This is a genomic window from Aureimonas sp. SA4125, from assembly GCF_019973775.1.
Classification (GTDB): domain Bacteria; phylum Pseudomonadota; class Alphaproteobacteria; order Rhizobiales; family Rhizobiaceae; genus Plantimonas.
In genome coordinates this window covers 624,671-646,772 of sequence record NZ_AP025032.1, presented here as the reverse complement: position 1 = coordinate 646,772, position 22,102 = coordinate 624,671, and the positions used below count along the sequence as shown (strand labels likewise).

General features: G+C 66.8%; 21 protein-coding genes. 4 read left to right on the top strand and 17 right to left on the bottom strand.

Going from position 1 to position 22,102, the window contains the following annotated elements:
* Nucleotides 1-39: 39 nt before the first annotated feature.
* The 5 genes from Sa4125_RS02920 to Sa4125_RS02900 all read right to left on the bottom strand — a co-directional run bounded on the left by Sa4125_RS02920 (nt 40) and on the right by Sa4125_RS02900 (nt 5,180).
* On the bottom strand, nt 40-429 hold the full coding sequence (locus Sa4125_RS02920) for an AtpZ/AtpI family protein (protein WP_224007477.1): 390 nt from the start codon (nt 427-429) through the stop codon (nt 40-42).
* A 97-nt stretch (nt 430-526) separates the two neighbouring features.
* Nucleotides 527-1,627: a cell wall hydrolase gene (locus tag Sa4125_RS02915; RefSeq protein ID WP_224003485.1), complete on the bottom strand. Its 1,101-nt coding sequence runs from the start codon at nt 1,625-1,627 to the stop codon at nt 527-529.
* A 232-nt stretch (nt 1,628-1,859) separates the two neighbouring features.
* Nucleotides 1,860-3,296 carry a ribosome biogenesis GTPase Der gene (gene der / locus Sa4125_RS02910; protein WP_224003483.1) on the bottom strand — a complete coding sequence of 479 codons (1,437 nt, stop codon included), beginning with the start codon at nt 3,294-3,296 and terminating at the stop codon, nt 1,860-1,862.
* A 140-nt stretch (nt 3,297-3,436) separates the two neighbouring features.
* Nucleotides 3,437-4,465, bottom strand: a complete 1,029-nt coding sequence (locus Sa4125_RS02905) for a tetratricopeptide repeat protein (RefSeq protein ID WP_224003481.1) — start codon at nt 4,463-4,465, stop codon at nt 3,437-3,439.
* A 136-nt stretch (nt 4,466-4,601) separates the two neighbouring features.
* Nucleotides 4,602-5,180, bottom strand: a complete 579-nt coding sequence (locus Sa4125_RS02900; RefSeq protein WP_224003479.1) for an NnrU family protein — start codon at nt 5,178-5,180, stop codon at nt 4,602-4,604.
* A 155-nt stretch (nt 5,181-5,335) separates the two neighbouring features.
* On the opposite strand from Sa4125_RS02900, the gene Sa4125_RS02895 reads away from it, so the two are divergent.
* Nucleotides 5,336-5,743, top strand: a complete 408-nt coding sequence (locus Sa4125_RS02895; RefSeq protein WP_224003477.1) for an MAPEG family protein — start codon at nt 5,336-5,338, stop codon at nt 5,741-5,743.
* A gap of 224 nt (nt 5,744-5,967) precedes the next feature.
* Entirely contained in the window at nt 5,968-6,993 is a 1,026-nt protein-coding gene (locus Sa4125_RS02890; RefSeq protein ID WP_224003475.1) for a hypothetical protein, read from the top strand.
* Between the two features lie 45 nt (nt 6,994-7,038).
* Here Sa4125_RS02890 and guaA read toward each other — a convergent pair whose 3' ends face one another.
* From guaA to katA, 7 genes are all read right to left on the bottom strand, one after another.
* The gene (gene guaA / locus Sa4125_RS02885) at nt 7,039-8,595 is read right to left on the bottom strand and encodes a glutamine-hydrolyzing GMP synthase (protein WP_224003473.1); all 1,557 of its coding nucleotides are present in this window, start codon (nt 8,593-8,595) and stop codon (nt 7,039-7,041) included.
* A gap of 150 nt (nt 8,596-8,745) precedes the next feature.
* Nucleotides 8,746-9,402, bottom strand: a complete 657-nt coding sequence (locus tag Sa4125_RS02880) for a 5'-methylthioadenosine/S-adenosylhomocysteine nucleosidase (RefSeq protein ID WP_224003471.1) — start codon at nt 9,400-9,402, stop codon at nt 8,746-8,748.
* Nucleotides 9,403-9,475: 73 nt separating this feature from the next.
* On the bottom strand, nt 9,476-9,925 hold the full coding sequence (locus Sa4125_RS02875) for a TspO/MBR family protein (protein ID WP_224003469.1): 450 nt from the start codon (nt 9,923-9,925) through the stop codon (nt 9,476-9,478).
* Nucleotides 9,922-11,217, bottom strand: a complete 1,296-nt coding sequence (locus tag Sa4125_RS02870; protein ID WP_224003467.1) for an RsmB/NOP family class I SAM-dependent RNA methyltransferase — start codon at nt 11,215-11,217, stop codon at nt 9,922-9,924. The genes Sa4125_RS02875 and Sa4125_RS02870 overlap by 4 nt, the downstream gene beginning before the upstream one ends.
* 52 nt (nt 11,218-11,269) lie before the next feature.
* Complete coding sequence (locus Sa4125_RS02865) at nt 11,270-11,608, bottom strand: PIN domain-containing protein (protein WP_224003465.1); 339 nt, start codon at nt 11,606-11,608, stop codon at nt 11,270-11,272.
* A gap of 71 nt (nt 11,609-11,679) precedes the next feature.
* Complete coding sequence (locus Sa4125_RS02860; RefSeq protein ID WP_224003463.1) at nt 11,680-11,952, bottom strand: type II toxin-antitoxin system prevent-host-death family antitoxin; 273 nt, start codon at nt 11,950-11,952, stop codon at nt 11,680-11,682.
* A gap of 124 nt (nt 11,953-12,076) precedes the next feature.
* Nucleotides 12,077-13,576, bottom strand: coding sequence for a catalase KatA (gene katA, locus Sa4125_RS02855; RefSeq protein ID WP_224003461.1), 1,500 nt, complete (start codon nt 13,574-13,576; stop codon nt 12,077-12,079).
* Nucleotides 13,577-13,678: 102 nt separating this feature from the next.
* Here katA and Sa4125_RS02850 point away from each other — a divergent pair, with 102 nt between their 5' ends.
* Nucleotides 13,679-14,587, top strand: coding sequence for a hydrogen peroxide-inducible genes activator (locus tag Sa4125_RS02850; RefSeq protein WP_224003459.1), 909 nt, complete (start codon nt 13,679-13,681; stop codon nt 14,585-14,587).
* 43 nt (nt 14,588-14,630) lie between these two features.
* On the opposite strand, the gene Sa4125_RS02845 is transcribed toward Sa4125_RS02850, so the two are convergent.
* The 3 genes from Sa4125_RS02845 to Sa4125_RS02835 all read right to left on the bottom strand — a co-directional run bounded on the left by Sa4125_RS02845 (nt 14,631) and on the right by Sa4125_RS02835 (nt 18,109).
* Entirely contained in the window at nt 14,631-15,074 is a 444-nt protein-coding gene (locus Sa4125_RS02845; protein WP_224003456.1) for an MAPEG family protein, read from the bottom strand.
* 115 nt (nt 15,075-15,189) lie between these two features.
* Nucleotides 15,190-16,686 carry an IMP dehydrogenase gene (gene guaB, locus Sa4125_RS02840; protein WP_224003454.1) on the bottom strand — a complete coding sequence of 499 codons (1,497 nt, stop codon included), beginning with the start codon at nt 16,684-16,686 and terminating at the stop codon, nt 15,190-15,192.
* Between the two features lie 439 nt (nt 16,687-17,125).
* Nucleotides 17,126-18,109: an MBL fold metallo-hydrolase gene (locus tag Sa4125_RS02835; RefSeq protein ID WP_224007474.1), complete on the bottom strand. Its 984-nt coding sequence runs from the start codon at nt 18,107-18,109 to the stop codon at nt 17,126-17,128.
* Between the two features lie 313 nt (nt 18,110-18,422).
* On the opposite strand from Sa4125_RS02835, the gene Sa4125_RS02830 reads away from it, so the two are divergent.
* A complete protein-coding gene (locus Sa4125_RS02830; RefSeq protein ID WP_224003453.1) occupies nt 18,423-19,811 on the top strand; it encodes an MFS transporter in 1,389 nt (462 codons plus the stop codon).
* 29 nt (nt 19,812-19,840) lie between these two features.
* Here the strand turns inward: Sa4125_RS02830 and Sa4125_RS02825 are convergent, their stop codons facing one another.
* Nucleotides 19,841-20,575: an RlmE family RNA methyltransferase gene (locus Sa4125_RS02825; protein ID WP_224003451.1), complete on the bottom strand. Its 735-nt coding sequence runs from the start codon at nt 20,573-20,575 to the stop codon at nt 19,841-19,843.
* A gap of 31 nt (nt 20,576-20,606) precedes the next feature.
* On the bottom strand, nt 20,607-21,893 hold the full coding sequence (locus tag Sa4125_RS02820; RefSeq protein ID WP_224007471.1) for a Ppx/GppA phosphatase family protein: 1,287 nt from the start codon (nt 21,891-21,893) through the stop codon (nt 20,607-20,609).
* Nucleotides 21,894-22,102: the final 209 nt, after the last annotated feature.

Sequence of the window (22,102 nt, the reverse complement as noted above, 5' to 3'; positions counted from 1 at the left end):
CCATAGCGGCTGGAAATGCGGATCGCAACAGCTGTTCGATCAATCCGGGGGCGGATTCTTGCTCATTGCGGCTTCTTTTGGTGGCTGGGTGGCCGCAGACCCGGTCTTGCCGACAGAACGGAGCACGTTGAGGACGCCCGCGACGAAGCCGAGAATGAGGAAGACGATGAGACCGAAGGGGCTGGTGCCGACGATGCGGTCGAAGAGGTAGCCGATTCCGGCGCCGGCAAGGATGCCTGCGACAAATTCGCTGGCAAGCTTCATGCCGTCGGCAGCGCCCTTCATGCCACCGGCCGAACTGCCGGCGGCCACGGCCGGACCGGACCGTGCACGCTGCGCCGCCAGCTTTTCGGCCAGTTGCTCGCGGCGACGCTGCCATTCCTCGGGGGCGCCGGATGCGTCTGCTTCGCGCTCCTCCTGCCGGTCCATATCCGCCATGCCCACTCCCCGCGTTCGCTTCGGCGCATCAAGAGCCGATGTGCATCCGGGTTGCAACAAGATGGCGAGGGAGAGGCGCGCCGGACCCTTAGTTCCAGCCGCCGCCGAACGTGCGGTAGAAGATGTGGCGGCCGATCTTGTCGACCTTCTTCATCGCGTTCGCCCAGCGCGGCGCAACGTAGGTCGCGTGATAATGCGTCGACGAGCCCACCTCGGCTATCCAGGTATCGCCCCGCGTCACCTCGCCGGCGATCCGCAGCGCCTCGGAATAGGAACGCTTGTTGGTGATCTTGTCCTTGATGCCGTCGCAGGCGAAGGAGAACTGGCAGCGGTTGCGCCAGTGCTTGTTCTGGTAGACGACGCCGCAGATCGACTTGGGATAGCTCGGATTACGCACGCGGTTGAGCATGACCTGGGCCACGGCCGCCTGGCCGAGCTCCGATTCGCCGCGGGCCTCGAAATAGATGCCATTGGCGAGGCAGGTCTGTTCTTTGGCCGAATAGGCCGAGATCGGCAGCGGCGTCGCCGCCCAGGCATGATCGCCCTCGCCGAGCGGCGGGATGAAGCTCTTCGGGACGGATTTCAGGATCTTCCCGAACAGCGTCGCTGCGCGGCTCTCGATGCCGCTCTGCGCCGGCGCGTAGCCGAGGGCCGTCGACGGGGGCGCACTGGGCGGCGCAAGCGATGCCATCATGACGCCCGGGGTCGGCGCGACGTCGAGGATATCGGGCCGCTTCGGGGCAAACAGCATCGCCACTTCGATCGACTTTTCCGGCGCTGCCTGGCGCGCGAAGGCCGAGCGAACGTCGGCGCCGCCGATATTGGCGCCCGGCCGCAGAAGGCTTTGGCGTTCGAGGATCGAGCCGGCGCTGAACGCCTTGGGCGGCGCCTGCGGCGCGACGGCGATGACGCGACCGCCCTTCTGGCCGCGGGTCACGCGTGCCTCGTCCGGGCTGTCGACGAGCGGGCGGGCGGTGTCCATGGTGTAGACCGTGCCGTCGCCGCCGTGCAGGCCGGCGCCGCGCGGCATCCTCGACCGGTCGGCCTCGTTGCCGAAGGCAAGCCCGGCCTTTTCGATCGCGCCGGCCGGCGACGGGATGAAGAAGGCCTGCCAGCGCGCCCCGGCGCGGCCGCCTTCGATGAGGCTGGTCATGTCCTGGAAGGCGGCCTGCGTCGACAGCGCGGGCACCAGGCAGAGGCCAGTGAGACAGACGAGCGACAGGTGCCGAAACCGACTGCGTGATGTGGCCTTCGCGGCGCCGCGTCTCGTCCTTCCGGTCATACTCGATACCCGCCTCGATTACTGATGAGACGGATCATCGATCATTAACCTTGTTTCTTGGTTAACGAGCCTTGAATCCATTCACCAATTCGGGCGAAGAGCGCAAACTGCCGGCAGGACCGGCCTGTCGCCGGCAATGTCAGGTGTATTTCTTGGCCCGGCCGGCGAAGGGATTATCGGTCTTGCGCAGGTTCAGCCGGATCGGGACGCCGCCGAGCTTGAAGGCTTCGCGCAGGCCGTTGGTGAGGTAGCGGGTGTAGGAGGCGCCAAGCGCCTCGGGGCGCGAGACCGACAGGACGAAGGTCGGCGGTCGGCTCTTCACCTGCGTCATGTATTTGATGTTGACGCGGCGGCCGGCGACGGCCGGCGGCGGATGGTGCCCGGTGACCTTCTCCAGCCACTGATTCAGCTTGGCGGTCGAGATGCGCTTGTTCCAGATCTCGTGCGTCTCGGTGATCGCCTGCATCAGCCGGTCGAGGCCGTCGCCGGTCTCGCCGGATACCGGCACGGCGCGGATGCCGCGGGCCTGCGGCAGGAGCCGCTCGGTCTTCTCGCGCAGATCGGCGAGCACAGCCTGCCGGTCCTCGATGAGATCCCACTTGTTGAAGGCGATCACCGGCGCGCGGCCCTCGCGCATGATGAGGTCGGCAAGCGACAGATCCTGGCGCTCGAAGGGAATGGTCGAATCGAAGACCACGACGACGACTTCGGCAAAGCGGATGGCGCGCAGCGCGTCGGCGACCGACAGGCGCTCGAGCTTCTCCTGCACCTTGGCCTTGCGGCGCATGCCGGCGGTGTCGAACATCTTGATGCGACGGCCGCGCCATTCCCATTCGACCGAGATGGAATCGCGCGTGATGCCCGCTTCGGGCCCGGTGAGGAGGCGTTCCTCGCCGAGAAATCGGTTGATGAGGGTCGACTTGCCGGCATTCGGCCGGCCGACGATGGCGATGCGCAGCGGCTTGGTGTCGTCGTAGACCTCGATCGGCTCCTCCTCGTCGCCCTCGCCCGGCGCCAGAATGGTGACGTCGGGATCGCGTTCGGGCGCCACCGCCGCGTCCTCGTCCGGATCGGCGAAGGCGGCCTCGCCAAGGGCGGCGACGATGGCGTCACGCAGGTCTCCCATGCCCTCGCCATGCTCGGCCGAGATCGGCACGGGTTCGCCGAGGCCGAGCGTGTAGGCGTCGTAGAAGCCGGCCGACGAGTTCTTCGCCTCGGCCTTGTTGGAGACGAGCACGACCGGCTTGTTCTTGCGCCGGAGAACCTCGCAGAAGAAGCTGTCCTGCGGCGTCAGGCCGGATTTGGCGTCGACCATGAACAGCGACAGGTCGGCCTCGTCGATCGCCGTCTCGGTCTGCTGGCGCATGCGCCCTTCCAGACTGTCGGCCGCGGCCTCCTCGAGGCCGGCGGTATCGATGATCTCGAACTCGATGTCGAGGAGGCGCGCGTCGCCGTTGCGGCGGTCGCGGGTGACGCCCGGGCGATCGTCGACGAGGGCGAGCTTCTTGCCGACCAGCCTGTTGAACAGCGTCGACTTGCCGACATTGGGGCGGCCGATGATGGCGATGGTGACCATGGAAACGAAAATCCGGTCCGGACTTGAAATGACAAGGCCTTCGGACCGGCGCCGAAGGCTCTACGCCGTCATCATACGGCATTTTTCGCTGCAAACCGACACCCTCTCCGTCGGCTGGGTCGCCGACGGAGAGGGCATGATCAGTTCGCGGGGGCGGTTGTCCCGGGCGCGGCAGGCGCCGTCGGCGTCGCCGCTTCCGGGGCGGCTTCGGTTGCGGGAGCCGCCGGATTGGTTTCCCCGGCAACCGGCGCCGCCGGCTCGGCGGGCGCGGCTGCTGGCTCCGCCGGAGGAGCCGGCGCGAGGTCGGCAGCCGGAGGAGAGGTCTCGGCGGCCGGCGCGGCTGGTGCGGCCGGGGCGGAAGGTACAACGGGCGTCGGTGAAGCCGCAGGCGCGCCGATTTCCGCAGGCGCGGTGGTTTCCGCAGGCGCGCCGGCAGCCGGCGCAGCCGGTTCAACGGGTGCAGCAGCTGCAGGGGCTTCGGGCGCGCTCGCCGCCGCGTCGACAGCCACCGGACGGGTGCCTGCCGCAATCAGTTCCAACAACAGGCGGGTGCGGACGGCGATGCCGCTTGGCGTACCCTGGTCGTCGCGCAGCTGCTCGAAATAGCGCTTGGCATCGTCGAAGTTGCCGGCCTTCCAGGCGGCGAGGCCAAGGGCCTCGCGCGCGGGGTAGCGCAGGGGCTGGTCCTCGCCGGACAGTTGCACGACGCGCTGGCTGACATCGTCGAGGCTGCCCGCATCGACCAGGATGTAGGCGGCGCGGATTGCGGCCATGTCGCGGATCGGCTTGGGCGCAGCGGCGTCGCCGGCGACGGCGTCGAAGGCCGCGACGGCGTCGGCGTCGGCGCCCTGGCTCTCCTTCAGCGTCGCCGCCCGCATGCGGGCGAGATCGCGATAGGCGCCATAGCCGTCCTCGGAGAGCTGATCGAGCGCCGCCGACGCTTCCGTCGGATCGCCCGTCGCGGCAAGGTCGAGAGCGGCGAGATAACGGTCGCCGGACTCATTGGCCTGACCGATGGAATATTCCCGCCAGGCGACGTAACCGGCGGTGACGAGGACGGCGAGGACGGCGAGCGCCATGATGACGCGGCCATAGCGCGCCCAGATCTGCCGGGTGCGATCCTGGCGGATCTCTTCGTTCACTTCACGAAAGAAACTCTCGTCACTCATCCCTGGCATCACCTTGGCGTGCGATCGGGCGCTCAAGGGCAGGCACCTTCGCAAAAACAGCTGTGGTGTCGCGTTCTAACGATTTTTGCCGGAAGCGAAAGGCCCCGGCCCGAAAGCCGGAGTTCGTGCGCAGGGCTCAGCCGAGCGGCGTGACGCCGATCAGCCAGAGATGCAGCCTCCAGATGAAGACGAGCGCCGCGCCGAGGCCGACGGTGATGGCGAGGATGTCGCCCCGGGCGCCAAGGCTGCGGCGGACCGTTCCCATGCGCCGGTCGCGGGCGAGCGAGGCGGCATAGTCGAACGCTGCCCAGACGAGGAAGGCACCGAACAGGACGACATTGGCGGTTTCGCCATTGGCCAGGAGATGCCCCAGCGCCCACAGCCCGATGCCGAGCACCATGGGATGGCCGACGAAGGCCTTGATCCGGCCGGTCGGAACATAGGCCGCCACCACCAGCACGAAGGCCGCGGGAACCAGCAGCAGCGAGAGATGCCGCGTCGCCGCCGGCGGGTCCCAAACCATGCCGCCATCGGCCAGAGCCTCGCCGTAGCCCTGGCCGACCAAAACGAGGCCGGCGAGCGACACGAGCGAATAGACCGCCTTGTAGGCCGTCTCGCCAAACCGGGCGATGGAAGCGGTCCGCAGGCCTTCGCCGAAGATGCGGACCGAATGCAGGCCGAGGAACAGAAGCAATCCCGCGATCATCACCGTCATGGCAGGCATCCCCTTCGCCTCGACCTTGGCAGCATGCAGATCGATGGCGCCTGCAGGCTATCGCAGGCGCCGAGGGAAATCTTGTTCTTTGCGGCCCGTTCGTGGTTCCCTGGCGCAATCGCGATCCGTATCGCCCGGTCACCAAGGACACCCTCATGACATCTCCTGCGATCGCCGCCGTCGCGCTCTATGCCGGGCTGAATGCGCTCGTTCTGTTCTGGCTGATGGTCGAGACGGGTCGAACGCGGATGCGCGAAAAGGTGCCGATGGGCGACGGCGGCAATCTCCGGCTGATCCGGGTGATGCGCGGCCATGCCAACGCCATCGAGATCGTGCCGGTGGCGCTGATCCTTCTCCTGACGCTGGCCCTCCTCGGCACGCCGGCCTGGGCGATCCACGGCCTCGGCCTGATCCTGACGCTCGGGCGCCTGTTTCACGCCATGCACTTCATCGCCGCGGACGCGCCGCGCTGGCAGCGCGCGGCCGGCGCCCTGTCCTCGGCTATCCTCCTGGTCGCCGGCGGGGCCTGGGCGATCGTCGCGGGATTTGCGCAGGCTTTCTGAGGCAAGCGCAAGGGTGCCGGCTGTGCTGCGAAGCGGCCGCAACGAAAGTCCGCTCAGCCAAGGATCACGGTCCGCGCCGCGCGATGCGGGACACGCGGCCGAAGGGTAGGACTTGACTTTAGGTCAAGTTAATGTTCTTTATTTGTTCTGGTATCTGACGTTGCGGACCGCTGGGCCCGATCAGTGTCGGATGCCAAAGGTCATGCTGAATCAGGGAGACTGCGATGTTCTTCCGGTTATCCGATGAGCGTCTGGCGCGTGTATGGCTGGTTCGTCTGCTGATCGTTCTGCTGGCGTTCTTGCCGCCCGCAGGACTGTCTTCGCCCTTTTCAGGTACAGCGACGGCTGCGGAAAAGCCCGTCCTCAGTCGGCGCATCGAGGCGGCGCTGACCGAGGTCGGCAGCACTTTACGGCCGGGCCATGCCGGGTATGCGACGATTTTCTACGGCAATGCCTATGTCCAGTGCCGAAGACTGGGCGCCGGCGAACTCGGTTGTGAAGCGGCAGGGTCGGCGATGCAGCCGTCGCTGGCGCGGGTCCTGACGCCGGAGCGGCGCAGCGAGCTTGCCGCCCGGGGCTGGACCGTCGACCCGAGCTTCGGCAACTATGTCCACACCTTCGAGCGCAGTGCGCCAATCGCTTGGATCGCGGCGGAGATTCTCGGCGTTCTCAAGGCATCTTACGCTGCAGAGCCGTGGCGGATAGAAATCAGCACGGAATGGGTCGCGGAGACGCCCTGCCCACCACGCAACGGCTTCTCACAAAATCTTGCCGGTCGAGTCAGCGAGGCGATGTCGATGCAGGCGACCGCTGTGGTCGAGTGCTCATTCACGCCGCCACCGCCGTCACCGTCGCTGGCGACGTCGGCCAGCGATCTGGTAGCAACCTATGGCGCTGAGGTCGCAGCCGAGATCCGCCGTCTTCGGTCCAGCAGGGATGGCGAGGTCTTCGCCGCGTTCTGCGCGGGAATCGGCTATGTCCAATGCCAGCCGGAATCGCCCGACGCGCTGTATTGCGAGGCCCAGTCGGAGGAAAGCTGGCCCGCCCTGATCGCGCTGCTGACACCCGATCGCATCGCCCGGCTGCACGCCGCGGGCTACGCAAATCCCGGATATTCCGCGAACTATTCGCGCAGCTACCCTTCCAACACCTTCGACGATAACCAAGTCGCCGCCGCGATCCTGACTGTACTCCATGAAAGCTACAATTACACCGGAGTTCCGGAACTCGAGATCGCGACCGACCAATAGCCGCGCTCGCGCCGTTCTTTCCAGGAAGGCGCCCTCAGGCTAAAATCATTCCCACTCGATCGTGCCTGGTGGCTTCGACGTCACGTCGTAGACGACCCGGTTGATGCCGCGGACCTCGTTGATGATGCGGGTCGCGGTGTTGCCGAGGAATTCCATATCATAGGGGTAGAAATCGGCGGTCATGCCGTCGACGGAGGTGACGGCGCGCAGGGCGCAGACGAATTCGTAGGTGCGCCCGTCGCCCATGACGCCGACGGTCTGGACCGGCAGGAGTACGGCGAAGGCCTGCCAGATGGCGTCGTAGAGGCCGGCCTTGCGGATCTCGTCAAGATAGACCGCGTCGGCCTGGCGCAGGATTTCGAGCTTCTCGCGGGTGACGCCGCCGGGGCACCGGATGGCAAGACCTGGCCCCGGGAAGGGGTGGCGGCCGACGAAGTGGTCGGGCAGACCAAGCTCGCGGCCGAGAACACGGACCTCATCCTTGAACAGCTCGCGCAGCGGCTCGACCAGCTGCATGTTCATGCGCTCGGGCAGGCCCCCGACATTGTGGTGCGACTTGATCGTCACCGAGGGACCGCCGGAAAAGGAGACCGATTCGATCACGTCGGGATAGAGCGTCCCTTGCGCCAGGAAATCGGCGCCGCCGAGCTTCTTGGCCTCGGCCTCGAAGGTCTCGATGAACAGGCGGCCGATGGTCTTGCGCTTGACCTCCGGGTCGATCTCGCCCTCGAGCGCGTCGATGAAGAGGTCCTGCGCCTCCACATGGACGAGTGGGATGTTGTAGTGGTCGCGGAACATCGAGACGACCTGCTCGGCCTCGTTCAGCCGGAGGAGGCCGTGGTCGACGAAGATGCAGGTCAGCTGCTCGCCGATCGCCTCGTGGATGAGGACGGCCGCGACCGAGGAATCGACGCCGCCGGAGAGGCCGCAGATGACGCGGCCGTCACCGACCTTGGCGCGGATCTCGGCGATCGCCTTCTCGCGGAAGGCGGCCATGGTCCAGTCGCCGCCCAGACCCGCGACCTTGTGGACGAAATTGTGGATCAGCCGCGCGCCGTCCGTGGTGTGGACGACTTCGGGGTGGAACATCAGGCCGTAGAAATTGCGGGCGATGTCGCCGAAGACGGCGTAGGGCGCGCCCGGGGATTTGGCGAAGATCTCGAAACCGGGCGGCATGTCCATGACGCGGTCGCCATGGCTCATCCAGACCTGATGGCGGGTGCCTTCGGACCAGACGCCTGAAAACAGCGGGCAATCCTTCTGGATCTCGACGAAGGCACGGCCGAACTCGCGGTGCGAAGAACTTTCCGCCCGGCCGCCGAGCTGCACGCACATCGTCATCTGGCCGTAGCAGATGCCGAGAACCGGGATGCCGGCGTCAAACACCGCCTGCGGGGCGCGGGGCGAATCGATGTCGCCGGTCGAGGCGGGCGAACCCGAGAGGATCACCGCCTTCGGCTTCAGCCGCTGGAACCCCTCCTCGGCCAGCTGGAAGGGGACGATCTCGGAATAGACGCCGGCCTCGCGCACGCGGCGCGCGATCAGCTGCGTCACCTGGGAGCCGAAGTCGATGATGAGGACAGTATCGGGATGTGCGGTCATTGCGAGGCTTTAAGCAAGCGCAGCGCCGAAGGCAAGATGATTGACGCACCGCACAGAGCGCGCCGTTTGAATCGCCGCCTCGCGCCGCCCGCAACCCGCCGATCGTCGCCGCGCAGAACGCGACGGGATGCGCCGGCTTGCGGCAAAGGTTCAGATCAGGCCGGCTTCCATGGCGATGGCCAGCCGGTCGACGGCGTCGGCGAGATTTTCGTCGACGACATGGAGGAGGCTCGTCCAGTCATCGTAATGGTGGAGGTCGGCGGCGCCGTCGGAAATGCCGCGCAGGCCGATCAAGGGCAGATCGAACCGCTGGCAGGCGCGCAGGATGGCAAAGGTCTCCATGTCGACCATGTCGGCATCGATCCGGTCATAGGCCGCGCCCGAGACGATGTCGGCACCGCTCGACAGGCGGACGGCGGGAAGGCTCGGAATCGGCGTCGGCAGCGGCGTGTCGACAGGGTGGTCGAGATAGGGCGTCACGCCCTTCGTGAAGCCGAGCGGCGAGGCATCGATGTCGCGCCAGGAGACCGATGACGCTTGGTAGACGCTCCCCTGCTCCAGCGTCCGCGAGCCGGCCGAGCCGAGCGAGACGACGAGATCGGGCGGATGGCCGGCATGATCGAGCACCTGCAGTGCGATGGCCGTCGCGACCCCCGCCTCGATCGGCCCGACGCCGGTCATCAAAGGCCGGATCCGGCGGCGCAGATGCGGTCCGTATTCCGGCAGCGCCGCAATGATGAAGAGCACGCGCCGGCCGGCGATGAGATTGGTCGAGAGGTCGGCTCTCGTCGGATCGAAATCGGTCATCACGCTCTCTCGGCACGGGTCGCGACCGCGACAACGGCATGGCCTCCGGCTTTTCGTCTGCCGGGCCCCTGTGTCAGTTCAACCACCATATCGCGCCATTGAGAAGTCCGGCAAAGCTGACCCAGGCGGCATAGGGCAGGAACAGGAGCGCCGCCGGACGGTCGCCGCGCCAGGTCACGGTGATGAAGGCGAGGATCGCCGCCAGCATGCCGATGAGGACGAGCAATCCGGCGAGGATGAAATGCAAGCCGAAGAACACGAGCGACCAGGAGAGATTGAACGCCATCTGAAGCGTCCATAGAAGCAGTGCCGGCTTGAGGCCGGCCCGCCACACACGCCACCCGGCAAAGCCGATGCAGACGTAGAGGATCGTCCAGGCTGGCCCGAACAGCCAGTTCGGCGGCTGGAACCAGGGCTGGTTCAGCCCGGCGTACCAGGCGCCCGGCGGGTTCGAGATGCCCATGAAGAATCCCCCGCCGATCGATACGGCGAGGAACAGGGCGAGCACCGCGACGTTTTTCACTGGCGCACGAGCTTGGCGAAAAAGAAGCCGTCGGTGCCGGTGAGGCGCGGCGTCAGCGTCAGCGCCGTTCCCCAGCCGACGGTCTCGGCCCGATAGGATTTCGGCGCATCGGGCAGGGCTTCGGCCCAGGCTGCCGGGCTGTCGCCCACGGAAAAGTCGCGGTGGCGCATCAGGAAGGCCTCGATGCGGTCGACATTTTCCGCCCTCAGGAGCGAACAGGTGATGTAGGCGAGCGTGCCGCCCGGCTTGACGAAGCGGGCGGCGGCGTCGAGCGCCGCATCCTGCTCGGCCGTGCGTTTGTCGACCGCCGAGGCCGACAGCCGCCATTTGGCGTCGGGGCGGCGGCGCCAGGTGCCGGTCCCGGTGCAGGGCGCATCGACGACGACGTGGTCCATCGCGGCGTCAAGCTCGAACAGGTCCTCTCGTGGCCCATGCACGGTGACGTTCGACGCTTCCGCCCGTTTCACCCGCTCGTAGATCGGCGCCAGGCGCTGCTTGTCGGCGTCGTAGGCATGGACCATGCCCTCGCCCGCCATGCCGGCGGCGAGTGCCAGCGTCTTGCCGCCGGCACCGGCGCAGAAATCGAGTACTTTTTCGCCGGGCTTGGCGCCGACAAGAGCTGCGGCGATCTGCGAGCCCTCGTCCTGAATCTCGAACCAGCCCTTCTGGAAGGCGCCCTCGGCCTGGACATTGGGATGGCGCCCACCGCCGACGATCGGCGCAATGCGCAGGCCTTGCGGCGACAGCGCCGCCGGCGTCGCGTGGTAGGGCGATAGCGCCTCGGCGACCTGATCGCGCGTCGACAACTGCGTGTTGACGCGCATGTCGAGCGGCGGGCGGGCGGACAGGGCCTCCGCCTCGGCGATCCAGTCCTCGCCGAACGACGTCTCGAAGGCTTTCGCCAGCCAATCCGGCAAGTCGGCGCGGACGGCGGCGGGAGCCGCGGTGATGTCGCTCGAAGCGAAGCGCTGCAGATCGGCGGCCGACGGCATTTCCGGCGCGAAGCGATCGCCCTCGAGAGCGGCCAGCATCGCCTCGGCATCGAGGTTTTCGCTGTCCATGAGCGCTGCGAAGACGAGCGCGCGCGGGCTGTCATTGCCCATGCGCCAGCCATAGGAGCGGCGGCGGCGCAGGACGTCGTAGACGATATTGCCGATGGCGGCGCGGTCGCCGGAGCCGGCGAAGCGGTGCGCGAGTCCCCAGTCCTTCAGCGCGTCGGCCACGGGACGACGGCGCGTGGCGGTATCGGTCAGAATTTCAATCGCTGCAGCGATGCGTCCACCGAGCCTCATGCGGAAACACTCCCGGTCAAGGTCGGCGTCGTCAGATCAAAGGTCAAGAGAATCACGTTTCGTAAGGGTTCGGAAGCTTCGCGCCGGTCGGCTCGAAGTGACGGGTGTTGCGCGTGACGACGATGAGGTCGTGCTCCAGCGCGGTCGCGGCAATGAGGAGATCCATGTCACGCCGCTTCAATAGCACAAGAAGCCGGCCCCATCGCAAAGCGATCTCGGTCGTGATGAAAAAGGTCCTGTGGCGGAACTCTTCGCGCAGATCGACCGCCCAGCGCTCGAGGCGTGTGGAGAAACCGGATCGAAGAGGCGCTTCTTTTCGATCCCCGCCGCGACCTCTCGCCGCATGATGACTCCCACATGCAACAAGACAGGATCGGTCACATCCAGCCACGCTCGGATCATAGGCTCCGGCCGCCGCTTTCCCGTCTCGGAGAGGACCATCGTGTCGAGCGGAAACATCGTTTACTCGTCGAAATCAATCTCGCGAATATCCATCAAAAAGGGTTCGGTCTTGTCGAACATGTCCTGCGAGTCCTCCGGCAGTTTCGGAAAATCCAGGATGTGTTCGACGAGCGTCTTCGGGCGTTTCGACAGGCGGTCGTAGTCGGCGGCCGAGACGACGACGACCGCGCCGTCGCCCGGCATGGTCACACGCTGCGGATCACCGGCCTTCGCGGCCTCGGCGATCGTCACGAATTCGGTTTCTGCGTCCTTCAGCGTCCAGTTCGATCCCATCGGCGGTCTCCGTCGTCGGCGCGCCGATCATACGTCCAGACAGTCGGCGCGACAATCGCTGCGCAAACGACGAAGGCCGGGATCGCTCCCGGCCTTCGCTCACTCTGTCAATTGCAGGTAAAGCCTATTCGGCGGCCTGCTGCGGCGTCTGTGGGGTGACCGAGATCGCCGGCTCGCGGCCGGTCATGGTCTGGCGCGCCATGCGCACGCCGGCGCCATAGGCCGGATCGACCTTGTCGAAATGCGCCAGCTGGCGGTCGGCGATCTCCTGCGGAATGCCGGACATGGCCGCGGCGATGTTGGCGAAGAGACGCGCCTTCTGGCCATCGTCGAACAGATTGAACAGGGCCGTCACCTGGCTGTAATCGTCATTGCCGATGCGGTGGTTGTAGCGGTCGGCGTCGCCATGGATGCGTAGCGGCGGCTCCTTGGCCGAGGGCTGCTCGACCGGGCCGTTCATCGAGTTCGGCTCGTAATAGGCGTCCGGATTGCCGGTCTTGATGCCGCCATAGACGTTCATCTGGCCGTCGCGGTGATAGTGGTGCACCTCGTTCTTCGGCCGGTTGATCGGGATCGACTCATAGTGCGTGCCGAGCCGGTGGCGGTGCGCGTCGGCATAGGCGAAGACGCGGGCCTGCAGCATCTTGTCCGGCGAGAAACCGATGCCGGGCACAATGTTCGACGGCGAGAAGGCGGCGTTCTCGATTTCGGCGAAATAGTTGTCGGCATTGCGGTTCAATTCCATCACGCCGACGTCGATCGGCGGATAGTCCGAATGCGGCCAGACCTTGGTGAGGTCGAACGGATTGTAGGAGGTCTTCTCCGCGTCCATTTCGGGCATGATCTGGACCTGCACCTTCCAGCGCGGGAATTCGCCCTTCTCGATGCCGCCGAAGAGTGCTTCCTGATAGCTTTCGCGGGTCTTGCCGATGATCTGGTCGGCTTCCTCGTTGGTGTAGTGCTTGTGGCCCTGCATGGTCTTGAAGTGGAACTTCACCCAGTAGCGCTCGCCGGCATCGTTCCAGAACGAGAAGGTGTGGCTGCCGTAGCCGTTCATGTTCATCGGTGTCTGCGGCAGGCCGCGGTCCGACATCAGGATCGTCACCTGGTGCAGGCTCTCGGGGCTCAGCGACCAGAAATCCCACATCGCCGTCGGCGAGCGCATGTTGGTCTTCGGGTGGCGCTTCTGCGTGTGGATGAAGTCGGGAAACTTGTAGGCGTCGCGGACGAAGAACACCGGGGTGTTGTTGCCGACGAGATCCCAGTTGCCTTCCTCGGTGTAGAACTTCAGCGCGAAGCCGCGCACGTCCCGCTCGGCGTCGGCCGCGCCCATCTCGCCGGCGACGGTCGAGAATCGTGCGAGCATCGGCGTCTCGGTGCCGGGCTGGAAGACCTTGGCCTTGGTGTATTTCGAGATGTCGCCGGTGATCTTCAGCGTGCCGTGCGCGCCCCAGCCCTTGGCATGGACGACGCGCTCTGGAAGGCGCTCGCGGTTCTGGTGCGCCAGCTTCTCGAGGAGCTGGTAGTCTTGGACGAGCAGCGGGCCACGCTCGCCCGCGGTCCAGGAATTCTGGTTGTCGGGAACCGGCGCGCCGGCCGTCGTCGTCAGAATCTTGTCGCTCATGGGGGTAACCTCGCTCTGGAATGTTTCCAAGCTAAATGGGCCAAGCGAGAGATAATCGCAAATCGTATTTGCTAGGGCGTCCGATCAGTTTATGTGATGGGGATGCTCACCATTCGCCAGCTCCGCTATTTCGAGGCCCTTGCCGACACGCTGCATTTCGGGCGCGCGGCACGCCAGATGAACATCAGCCAACCCGCGCTGTCGGCACAGATCGCGGCGATGGAGGAGGGATTCGGCGGTCCCCTGTTCGAGCGCCGGCCGTCCGGCGTGATGCTGACCGCCGACGGCGAGATGCTGCGCGGACGGGTGCGCCGACTGCTGACGGATTTTCGCGACATCGAGGGACTGGGCACGGCCCATGGCGAGGTGCTCGGCGGCAGACTGCGGCTCGGCCTGATCGCCACCGTCGCCCCCTATCTCCTGCCGCCGCTGCTGCCGCGGCTGGCGCTCGATCACCCGCGGCTCGACTGCGAGATCCGCGAAAGCGTCACCGCCTCGCTGGTGCGCGACGTGCTGCAGGGCGATCTCGACGGCGTCGTCGTGGCGCTGCCGCTGGAGGAGCCGGGGCTGGAATCGATAGAGCTCTTCGAAGACCGCTTTCATCTGGCGGTGCCAGCGATCGGCAGCGCCCGTTTCGTGGGCACGGTGTCGATCGGGACCCTGGCGGCAGAAAGACTGATTCTGCTCGAGGAAGGCCATTGCCTGCGCGACCAGGCGCTGAAGATCTGCGAACTCGTGGAGGCGAGCCAGCTCGCCAGCCTCGGCGCGACGAGCCTGACGACGATCCTGCGCATGGTGGCGGGCGGCCTCGGCGCGACGCTCATTCCCGAGATGGCGGTCGAAGCCGAGAGCCGGGGCGGCGGCATCCGCATCCTGCCCTTCGAGGAGCCCGCGCCCTCGCGCACGCTCGCCCTCGCCTTCCGCCCGACGACGGCTCGCCGGCGGGATTTCGAGGCGCTCGCCCTCATCATCCGCGACTGCATGAACCCGGCTCTGCAGCGCGCCGGCTGATCCTGGAGGGCTGGACAGCCGACGATAGACCCGGCCGGCGCGCTTACACACCGTTGTGGATCACTGCGCCGACATTGGCGACATGGACCGCGAGGATGATCCACAACACCGCGACCGCCACGACGCCGACGACGAATGCCGGCATCCGCAGTGCGATCGTGTTCGGCCCGAGATCGATCGCGGCGTGGACGAGGCGCGAGATGGCGAACACCCAGGCGGCGACCACGGCGAGCCAGGATGCGCCGTTGGTGATGTAGAGCGCGAGGCAGACGACGAAGAACAGCACGGGAAGTTCGAACTGGTTCGACAGGTTGCGCACGGCGGTCGCGCTCTTCGCCGGCTCCCCCGCCGGGACGCGGAAGCCGTCGACCCGCGTCTCGCCTGCCGCGACGGCTGCGCGGCGGCGGACGATCACGACGCCATAGACGACGAGCGTCAGGAATGCCTGGACGATCACCGGCCAGAAGATGGCGATATTGCCGTTCATCGCTCGGCGCTCCCTAGAGCATGCTCCCGAAAGGCGACTTCCGGCTTTCGGAAAGAGATCATGCGGAAACAAAGAACTTAAGCGGGATGGCGATTCGAAGAAAAGCCATCCCGCTTTAGAGGCCGGAGCCCGGATAGTTCGGGCTTTCCCGGGTAATGGTCACGTCATGCGCATGGCTTTCGCGCAGGCCGGCATTGGAGATGCGCACGAACTCCGCCTTGTTGCGGAAATCCTCGAGGCTGGCCGCGCCGACATAGCCCATGGCGGCGCGCAGGCCGCCGGCGAGCTGGTGCAGGACGGCGGAGACCGGGCCCTTGAAGGGCACCTGGCCCTCGATGCCTTCCGGCACGAGCTTCAGCGTGTCGCGCACCTCGGCCTGGAAATAGCGGTCGGCCGAGCCGCGCGCCATGGCACCGACGGAGCCCATGCCGCGATAGGATTTGAACGAGCGGCCCTGGTAGAGATAGACTTCGCCGGGGCTCTCGTCGGTACCGGCGAGAAGCGAGCCGATCATCGCGGCCGAGGCGCCGGCCGCGAGTGCCTTGGCGAGATCGCCGGAATACTTGATGCCGCCGTCGGCGATCACCGGAATGCCTGCCTTGTCCGCCTCCTCGCAGGCGCCCATGATGGCCGAGAGCTGCGGCATGCCGACGCCGGCGACGATCCGCGTCGTGCAGATCGATCCCGGACCGATGCCGACCTTGATGCCGTCGGCGCCGGCGTCGATGAGCGCCTTGGTGCCGGACGGGGTCGCGACATTGCCGGCGATCACCTGGACCTCGTTCGACATCCGCTTCACCCGTGCCACCGCGTCGAGTACGCGCTGCGAATGGCCGTGCGCGGTGTCGACGACGATGAGATCGATGCCGGCATCGATCAGCCGCTCGGCCCGCTCGAAGCCGTCGTCCCCGACGCTCGTCGCCGCCGCCGCCAAGAGCCGCCCCTGCGCATCCTTGGAGGCGTTGGGGTTGAGCTGCGTCTTCTCCATGTCCTTGACGGTGATGAGGCCGATGCAGCGGTTGGAATCGTCGACGACGACGAGCTTCTCGATGCGGTGATGATGCAGGAGGCGCTTGGCCTCGGCCTGGTCGACGCTCTCGCGAACGGTGATCAGGTTGTCCCTGGTCATCAGCTCATGGATCGGCTGGCTGTCGTCGGTGGCAAAGCGCACGTCGCGATTCGTCAGAATGCCGACGAGGAGGCCGCGGATCGGGCCGTCATTGGCGACGACGGGGATGCCCGAAATGTGGTGAAGGTTCATCAGCGCCCGCGCGTCGCCGAGCGTCGCGTTCGGGTGGATGGTGACGGGATTGACCACCATGCCGCTCTCGAACTTCTTCACCTGCCGCACGGCCTCGGCCTGCTCCTCGGGGCTCAGATTGCGATGGATGACGCCGATGCCGCCGGCCTGCGCCATGGCGATGGCGAGTTGGGCCTCGGTCACCGTATCCATCGCCGCCGAGATGATCGGCAGGTTCAGCTTCAGCGTCTTGGTGATGCGGGTGCGCACGTCGGCCTGCCCGGGCATGACCTCGGAGTGTCCGGGCAGGAGAAGCACGTCGTCGAAGGTGAGAGCCGTTGCGCCGGTGGCGGTCTCGATGATGCGCGCCATTTGCCAGTCCTCAAAAATAAAGAAACCGCCGGGTCCGGTCAGGACCGCCCGCGGTGAAGGATTGGCAAGGGCTGCTAGCACGGCAGCGCCTAGGAGGGAAGCCGAGCCCGGCTTATCAACGGGAACTCAAACTTGCGGCGCTCCGGGATGGCGGCCTAGGCAATTCGCAGTGTGAATTCTGGAAAGCATCCCTGTGGTGAGCCTCGCAGCCCCTGCCCGATGCCTTCTGGCCATCGGCGTCCTCGCCGCCACGTCGCAAGGCGTCGCAGGGTTGCAAGAGCCATGCAAACGGCCGCGAGGCGGTCATCGCATGGTGCGCGGGGAGCCATCCCCGCGCCGTTGGCGACAGGGACGGTATTTCTTGCGAGAACGTCTGCCGCTCGCGCGCCGACGTTCTCGCCATCATGTCCGAGATCGGGTGCTCCCGTTAGGGCGCAGTTCAGACGTCGAGCTGATAGGTCAGCGGAACGAAGCGATAGCCGCCGTCGATCGTCTCGACATAGCCGATGCCGGGGAACGGCATGTGGTAGCCGATGAAGGGCACGCGATCGGCCGCGATCTTGTCGAAGATCTTCCGTCGCGTGGCGATGGCGGCGGCCTTGTCCATGTCGAAGCGCACCTCCCAATCCGGCTTTTGCAGCGACGCCACGAAATGGTTGGCGGTGTCGGCGGTCAGCCAGAGGGTCTGCCCTGACGAGACGACCGTGAAGACGAGGTGGCCCGGCGAATGGCCGAAGGCCTCGTGCGCCACGATTCCCGGCACGACTTCCGCGCCCTCGCCGACGAATGTCATCTTGTCCTTCAGGGGCACGACGTTCTTGGCGACCATCTCGGCATTTGCGGCGCGGGGGCCGTTCTTGGCTTCATCCGAGGTCCAGAAATCGTACTCGACCTGGCCGGCGACATAGCGCGCATTGGCAAAGGTGGGAGCATTCGCTTCCATCAGACCGCCGATATGATCGCCGTGCATGTGCGTCAGGACGACGACGTCGATATCCTCTGGTGCATAGCCCGCCCCGGCCAACCGCTCGGTCAGGCGTCCCATGCCGTTCTCTCTCCCGCCGGCACCGAAGCCCGTGTCGAACAGCACCCGCGATCCCGCGATCTCGACGACGACGGGAATGAAGCCGTTGGCAAAGCGGGTCTCCGGCAGGAGATTCTCGCGCATGAGGGCGGCGACGGTCTCGGCGCTCTGGTTCTCGCCGAAGATCGGATGGGGGCCGTCGCCGGGGCGCAGGCCGTCCAGCACCGTGGTCACGCGCGCCTCGCCGATCATCACGCTGCGCCAGCCGGGTGTCAGAGCGGTCGCGGCCGAAGGGACAGCGTCGGCACTCGCCGCCGGAGCGGCCGGCTTGGACTCCTGGGCTTGCGCAAGGGTCGGCAACATGATGCCCGCAGCGGCCGTGCCGGCAGCGAGCTTCATCGCGGCGCGGCGCGTCGGGCCGTTGGTCGCTCTGGCAGCAAGGGTGTCGGTCATTCCTGGTCTCCACGATTGTGCCCGCGATCGTTCCGATCTGGCGGAGCGTTGCAAAGGGCGGCGTCCGGTCGGCTGGGAAGGGATCGCGATGGGCGGTTGTCGAGATCCCGAGGTGTGCCGCTGCAGCTCATGGGCAAGCGCGAACACGGGGAAGTGACGCCGGACGATTTCCAAGCTCAGGAAAAGGGTCTATCTCCAGCGCGACGCCAACCCGGCGATAAGCCCAACTTAGCAAGTCTTCAGCCGCAGCCGGATCCCCTTGAAACGCATCGTGCCCATCGTGCTTGCCGTCGCGCTTTTCATGGAAAACATGGATTCGACGGTCATTGCCACCTCGCTTGCGACCATCGCGCGCGACATCGGGACCAGCCCGATCGCGCTGAAGCTGGCGCTGACGAGCTACTATGTCGCGCTGGCGGTGTTCATCCCGATCTCCGGGCGGATGGCCGACCGTTTCGGCGCGAAGACGGTCTTCCGTTGCGCCATTGCCATCTTCGTCGTCGGGTCGCTGGCCTGCGCGCTTGCCGGCTCGCTCGAGGCCTTCGTCGCCGCGCGCTTCCTGCAGGGGATGGGCGGCGCGATGATGACGCCCGTCGGGCGGCTGCTTCTCGTGCGCGCCGTGCCGAAATCCGATCTCGTCTCGGCCATGGCCTGGTTCACCATTCCCGCCCTCATCGGGCCGCTGGTCGGGCCGCCGATCGGCGGCGCCATCGCGACCTATGCCGACTGGCGCTGGATCTTCATCATCAATCTGCCGATCGGCATCGCCGGAATCCTGTTGGCGACGAAGTACCTGCCCTTCGTCGAACGCATCCCGGGCATCACCTTCGACTGGAAGGGTTTTGGCCTTTCCGGCCTTGCCTGCGCCGGTGTCGTCTTCGGCTTTTCGGTGATCTCGCTCCCGGCCCTGCCGCCGGCCTTCGGCCTCGTCATGGCGGCGCTCGGCGGCTTGGCGGCCTTCGCCTATGTCCGCCATGCGGCCCGTCACGAGAGGCCCGTGGTCGAGTTGCGCCTGCTGCGGATCGAGACGCTGAGGGCCGCCATCGTCGGCGGGGCGATCTTCCGCGTCGGCTCGGGCGCGGTGCCCTTCCTGTTTCCGCTGATGCTGCAGCTCGGCTTCGGCTACACGCCGTTCGAATCCGGCATGATCAGCGCCGTCTCGATCGGCGGCGCGATGATGATGAAGTTCCTGGCCAAGCCGATCCTGCGCCGCTTCGGCTTCCGCGCCACGTTGATCGGGACGGGGCTCCTCGGCGGCGCTCTCATGGCGATGCTGGCCTTCTACCGGCCGGACACGCCGATCGCGGTCCTGATCGTGCTCCTCCTCGTCGGCGGCTTCTTCCGCTCGCTGTTCTTCACGTCGATCAACACGCTGGCCTTCGCCGACGTGCCCTCGAACCGGGCCGGTGACGCGACCTCGATGCTGGCGGCCTTCCAGCAGGTGTCGGTCGCCACGGGCGTCGCGCTGGCCGGCGGCATTCTCGAGGTCGGCATCGCGCTCGGCGGCACGGGCCTGCCGACGATCGCCGACTTTTCGCTGGCGTTTCTCATCGTCGGCGTCGTCACCATGATGGCGGTGCTGGCCTTCATCCGCCTGCCCAAGATGGCGGGATCGGAAGTCTCCGGCCAGCGCGTTCCGGCGGAATAGCTGCGAGGGTCCGCTCTCGCAGCCGAAGTCTATTCGGAAGGGGCCAATGCCACGGTTGCGGCGTCGCCTTCGGCTTCCTCGTCCCGGCGTCCCTTGAAGCCCTTGGCCAGGAGATAGAGCTCGACCGAATCCTCGCGGCTTGCCGGCGGCTTGACGTGGTGGACGCTGGTGAAATGCCGCTTCAGCATGGCCAGCAGTTGGTTCTCGGTCCCGCCCTGGAACGTCTTGGTCAGGAAATGGCCGCCCGGCTTCAGGACGCGGATCGCGAAGTCGGCGGCGACCTCGCAGAGATACATGGTCTTCAAATGGTCGGTGCGGCGGTGGCCGGTCGTCGGCGCGGCCATGTCGGAGAGAACGATGTCGGGCGCCCCGTCGAGCGAATCCAGGAGCTTTTGCGGGGCGCTCTCGTCGAGGAAGTCGAGGAGGAGGAGCGTCGCGCCGGGGATCGGGTCGACCGGCAGATAGTCGATGGCGGCGACCCGCGAGTCCGCCGTCACCGAGGCGCAGCGCTCCACCGCGATCTGCGTCCAGCCGCCGGGCGCGGCACCCAGATCAACGACGCGCATGCCGCGCTTCAGGATCTTGTAGCGGTCGTCGATCTCGGTGAGCTTGTAGGCGGCGCGCGAACGATAGCCGTCGGCCTTCGACCGCCGGACATAGGGGTCGTTGAGATGGCGCTCGAGCCAGGCGCGCGAGGAGGCCTTCAGCTTGCCCTTCTTGACGCGAACGGTCAGGCCGCGGTCGTCGCCCCTGCCGCCGGTCACGAGGCCCTGCCCGCTATTGTCACATCCATCGTCATGCCATTGCCTTCTGGCGCACGGCCGCGCCTTTGCGCCAGACCCCGTCGGCGACCATCATTTCGGTGAGTAGGCCCTCGCGCAGGCCGCGATCGGCAACGCGCAGGCGCTTGGACGGCCAGACCCGGCGAATCGCCTCGAGGATGGCGCAACCCGCCAGCACCAGATCGGCACGGTCGCTGCCGATGCAAGGGTTGGCGACGCGTTCCTCGAAACTCCAGCCGGCGATGCGCCCCACCAGTTCGGTCACATCGGCATCTTCCAGCCAGAGACCGTCGACCTGGCGACGATCGTAGCGCTCGAGCCCGAGATGCACGCCGGCAAGCGTCGTCACCGTGCCGGAGGTGCCGAGCAGGTGAAAATTGTCGCCGCCGACGAGTTCGTCGAGCGCGTGCCGTCCCTTGAAGCCATCGATGCCCTCGATCACCTCGCCGATCATCGTCTCGAACAAGGCTGGGGACACGTCGCGTCCGCCATGCCGCTCGGCCAGCGAAACGACGCCGACCGGCAGCGAGGTCCAGGCCACGATGTGGCTCGACAGGCGGCGCGAATAGCCGTCCCTGAGATCGAGCAGCGCGATCTCCGACGACCCCCCGCCGATATCGAACAGCACCGCGCCCTTGGCCGTGCGCTCGACCAGCGAGCCGCAGCCCGAGACAGCCAGACGCGCCTCGGATTCGCGGCTGACGATCTCAAGAACAAGTCCCGTCTCGCGCTCGACGCGCTCGATGAACTCCTCCCCGTTCGCCGCCGCCCGGCACGCCTCGGTTGCGATCAGCCGAGCGCCGGCAACCTGGCGGGCGGCGAGCTTCTGGCTGCAGATCGCCAGGGCGCCCATCGCCCTGTCCATCGCCGGGCCGGCCAGCCGACCGGTGCGTCCGAGTCCCTCCCCGAGCCGGACAATACGCGAGAACGCGTCGATGACCCGGAACTGTCCGGGCCGCGTCGGCACCGCAATGAGAAGGCGGCAGTTGTTGGTGCCGAGGTCGAGCGCGGCATAGACCGGTGGCCGCCCGCCATCGCCGCTCGGATCGATCGGCCGCGGGGACGGCTCGAGGCGCTGCGCTGCGGGCGGCGCCGTTCTGGCCTCCGCCTCCGCCATCGCGGCCCGTTTCGGGTCGCTTGCCGCTTCCACGGGCACGCTCTCGCCACTCGTCTTGCGGCGACGTCGCCGCGGCGGCTTGGCGGCCGTGCCGGGACGCGGCGTTGCGGACAAGGCTCCGCTCGCCGCCGGCAACGGCCCGCCCGAGGCCTTGCGGCGACGACGGCGCTGCCGCTTCGTCATCGCCGCCCGCTCGCCCGACTCGGCGGCCGCCACGCGCGCCGACTCGGCATCGGCCGGACGCGATGCCGGTCGCGTGATCGCCGGTGGCTCCACCCTGGGGTCACCCCGTTCGCCCCCCGAGGAACGATCGGATCCCGCATCTTCCGGGATCATGGTCGAAGGTGAATTCAGTCTCCCCTGACGTTCATCGATGCTCACTATTTCTCTCC

Bases quoted from the DNA above. Each gene is read 5' to 3' on its own strand.
- Sa4125_RS02880 (WP_224003471.1), bottom strand. From the start codon at position 9,402: ATGACCGATTTCGATCCGACGAGAGCCGACCTCTCGACCAATCTCATC.
- Sa4125_RS02820 (WP_224007471.1), bottom strand. From the start codon at position 21,893: ATGACGAAGCGGCAGCGCCGTCGTCGCCGCAAGGCCTCGGGCGGGCCG.
- Sa4125_RS02845 (WP_224003456.1), bottom strand. From the start codon at position 15,074: ATGAACGGCAATATCGCCATCTTCTGGCCGGTGATCGTCCAGGCATTC.
- der (WP_224003483.1), bottom strand. From the start codon at position 3,296: ATGGTCACCATCGCCATCATCGGCCGCCCCAATGTCGGCAAGTCGACG.
- Sa4125_RS02860 (WP_224003463.1), bottom strand. From the start codon at position 11,952: ATGGGATCGAACTGGACGCTGAAGGACGCAGAAACCGAATTCGTGACG.
- Sa4125_RS02895 (WP_224003477.1), top strand. From the start codon at position 5,336: ATGACATCTCCTGCGATCGCCGCCGTCGCGCTCTATGCCGGGCTGAAT.
- Sa4125_RS02835 (WP_224007474.1), bottom strand. From the start codon at position 18,109: ATGAAGCTCGCTGCCGGCACGGCCGCTGCGGGCATCATGTTGCCGACC.
- Sa4125_RS02850 (WP_224003459.1), top strand. From the start codon at position 13,679: ATGCTCACCATTCGCCAGCTCCGCTATTTCGAGGCCCTTGCCGACACG.
- guaA (WP_224003473.1), bottom strand. From the start codon at position 8,595: ATGACCGCACATCCCGATACTGTCCTCATCATCGACTTCGGCTCCCAG.
- Sa4125_RS02920 (WP_224007477.1), bottom strand. From the start codon at position 429: ATGGACCGGCAGGAGGAGCGCGAAGCAGACGCATCCGGCGCCCCCGAG.
- Sa4125_RS02900 (WP_224003479.1), bottom strand. From the start codon at position 5,180: ATGACGGTGATGATCGCGGGATTGCTTCTGTTCCTCGGCCTGCATTCG.
- guaB (WP_224003454.1), bottom strand. From the start codon at position 16,686: ATGGCGCGCATCATCGAGACCGCCACCGGCGCAACGGCTCTCACCTTC.
- Sa4125_RS02890 (WP_224003475.1), top strand. From the start codon at position 5,968: ATGTTCTTCCGGTTATCCGATGAGCGTCTGGCGCGTGTATGGCTGGTT.
- Sa4125_RS02905 (WP_224003481.1), bottom strand. From the start codon at position 4,465: ATGAGTGACGAGAGTTTCTTTCGTGAAGTGAACGAAGAGATCCGCCAG.
- katA (WP_224003461.1), bottom strand. From the start codon at position 13,576: ATGAGCGACAAGATTCTGACGACGACGGCCGGCGCGCCGGTTCCCGAC.
- Sa4125_RS02870 (WP_224003467.1), bottom strand. From the start codon at position 11,217: ATGAGGCTCGGTGGACGCATCGCTGCAGCGATTGAAATTCTGACCGAT.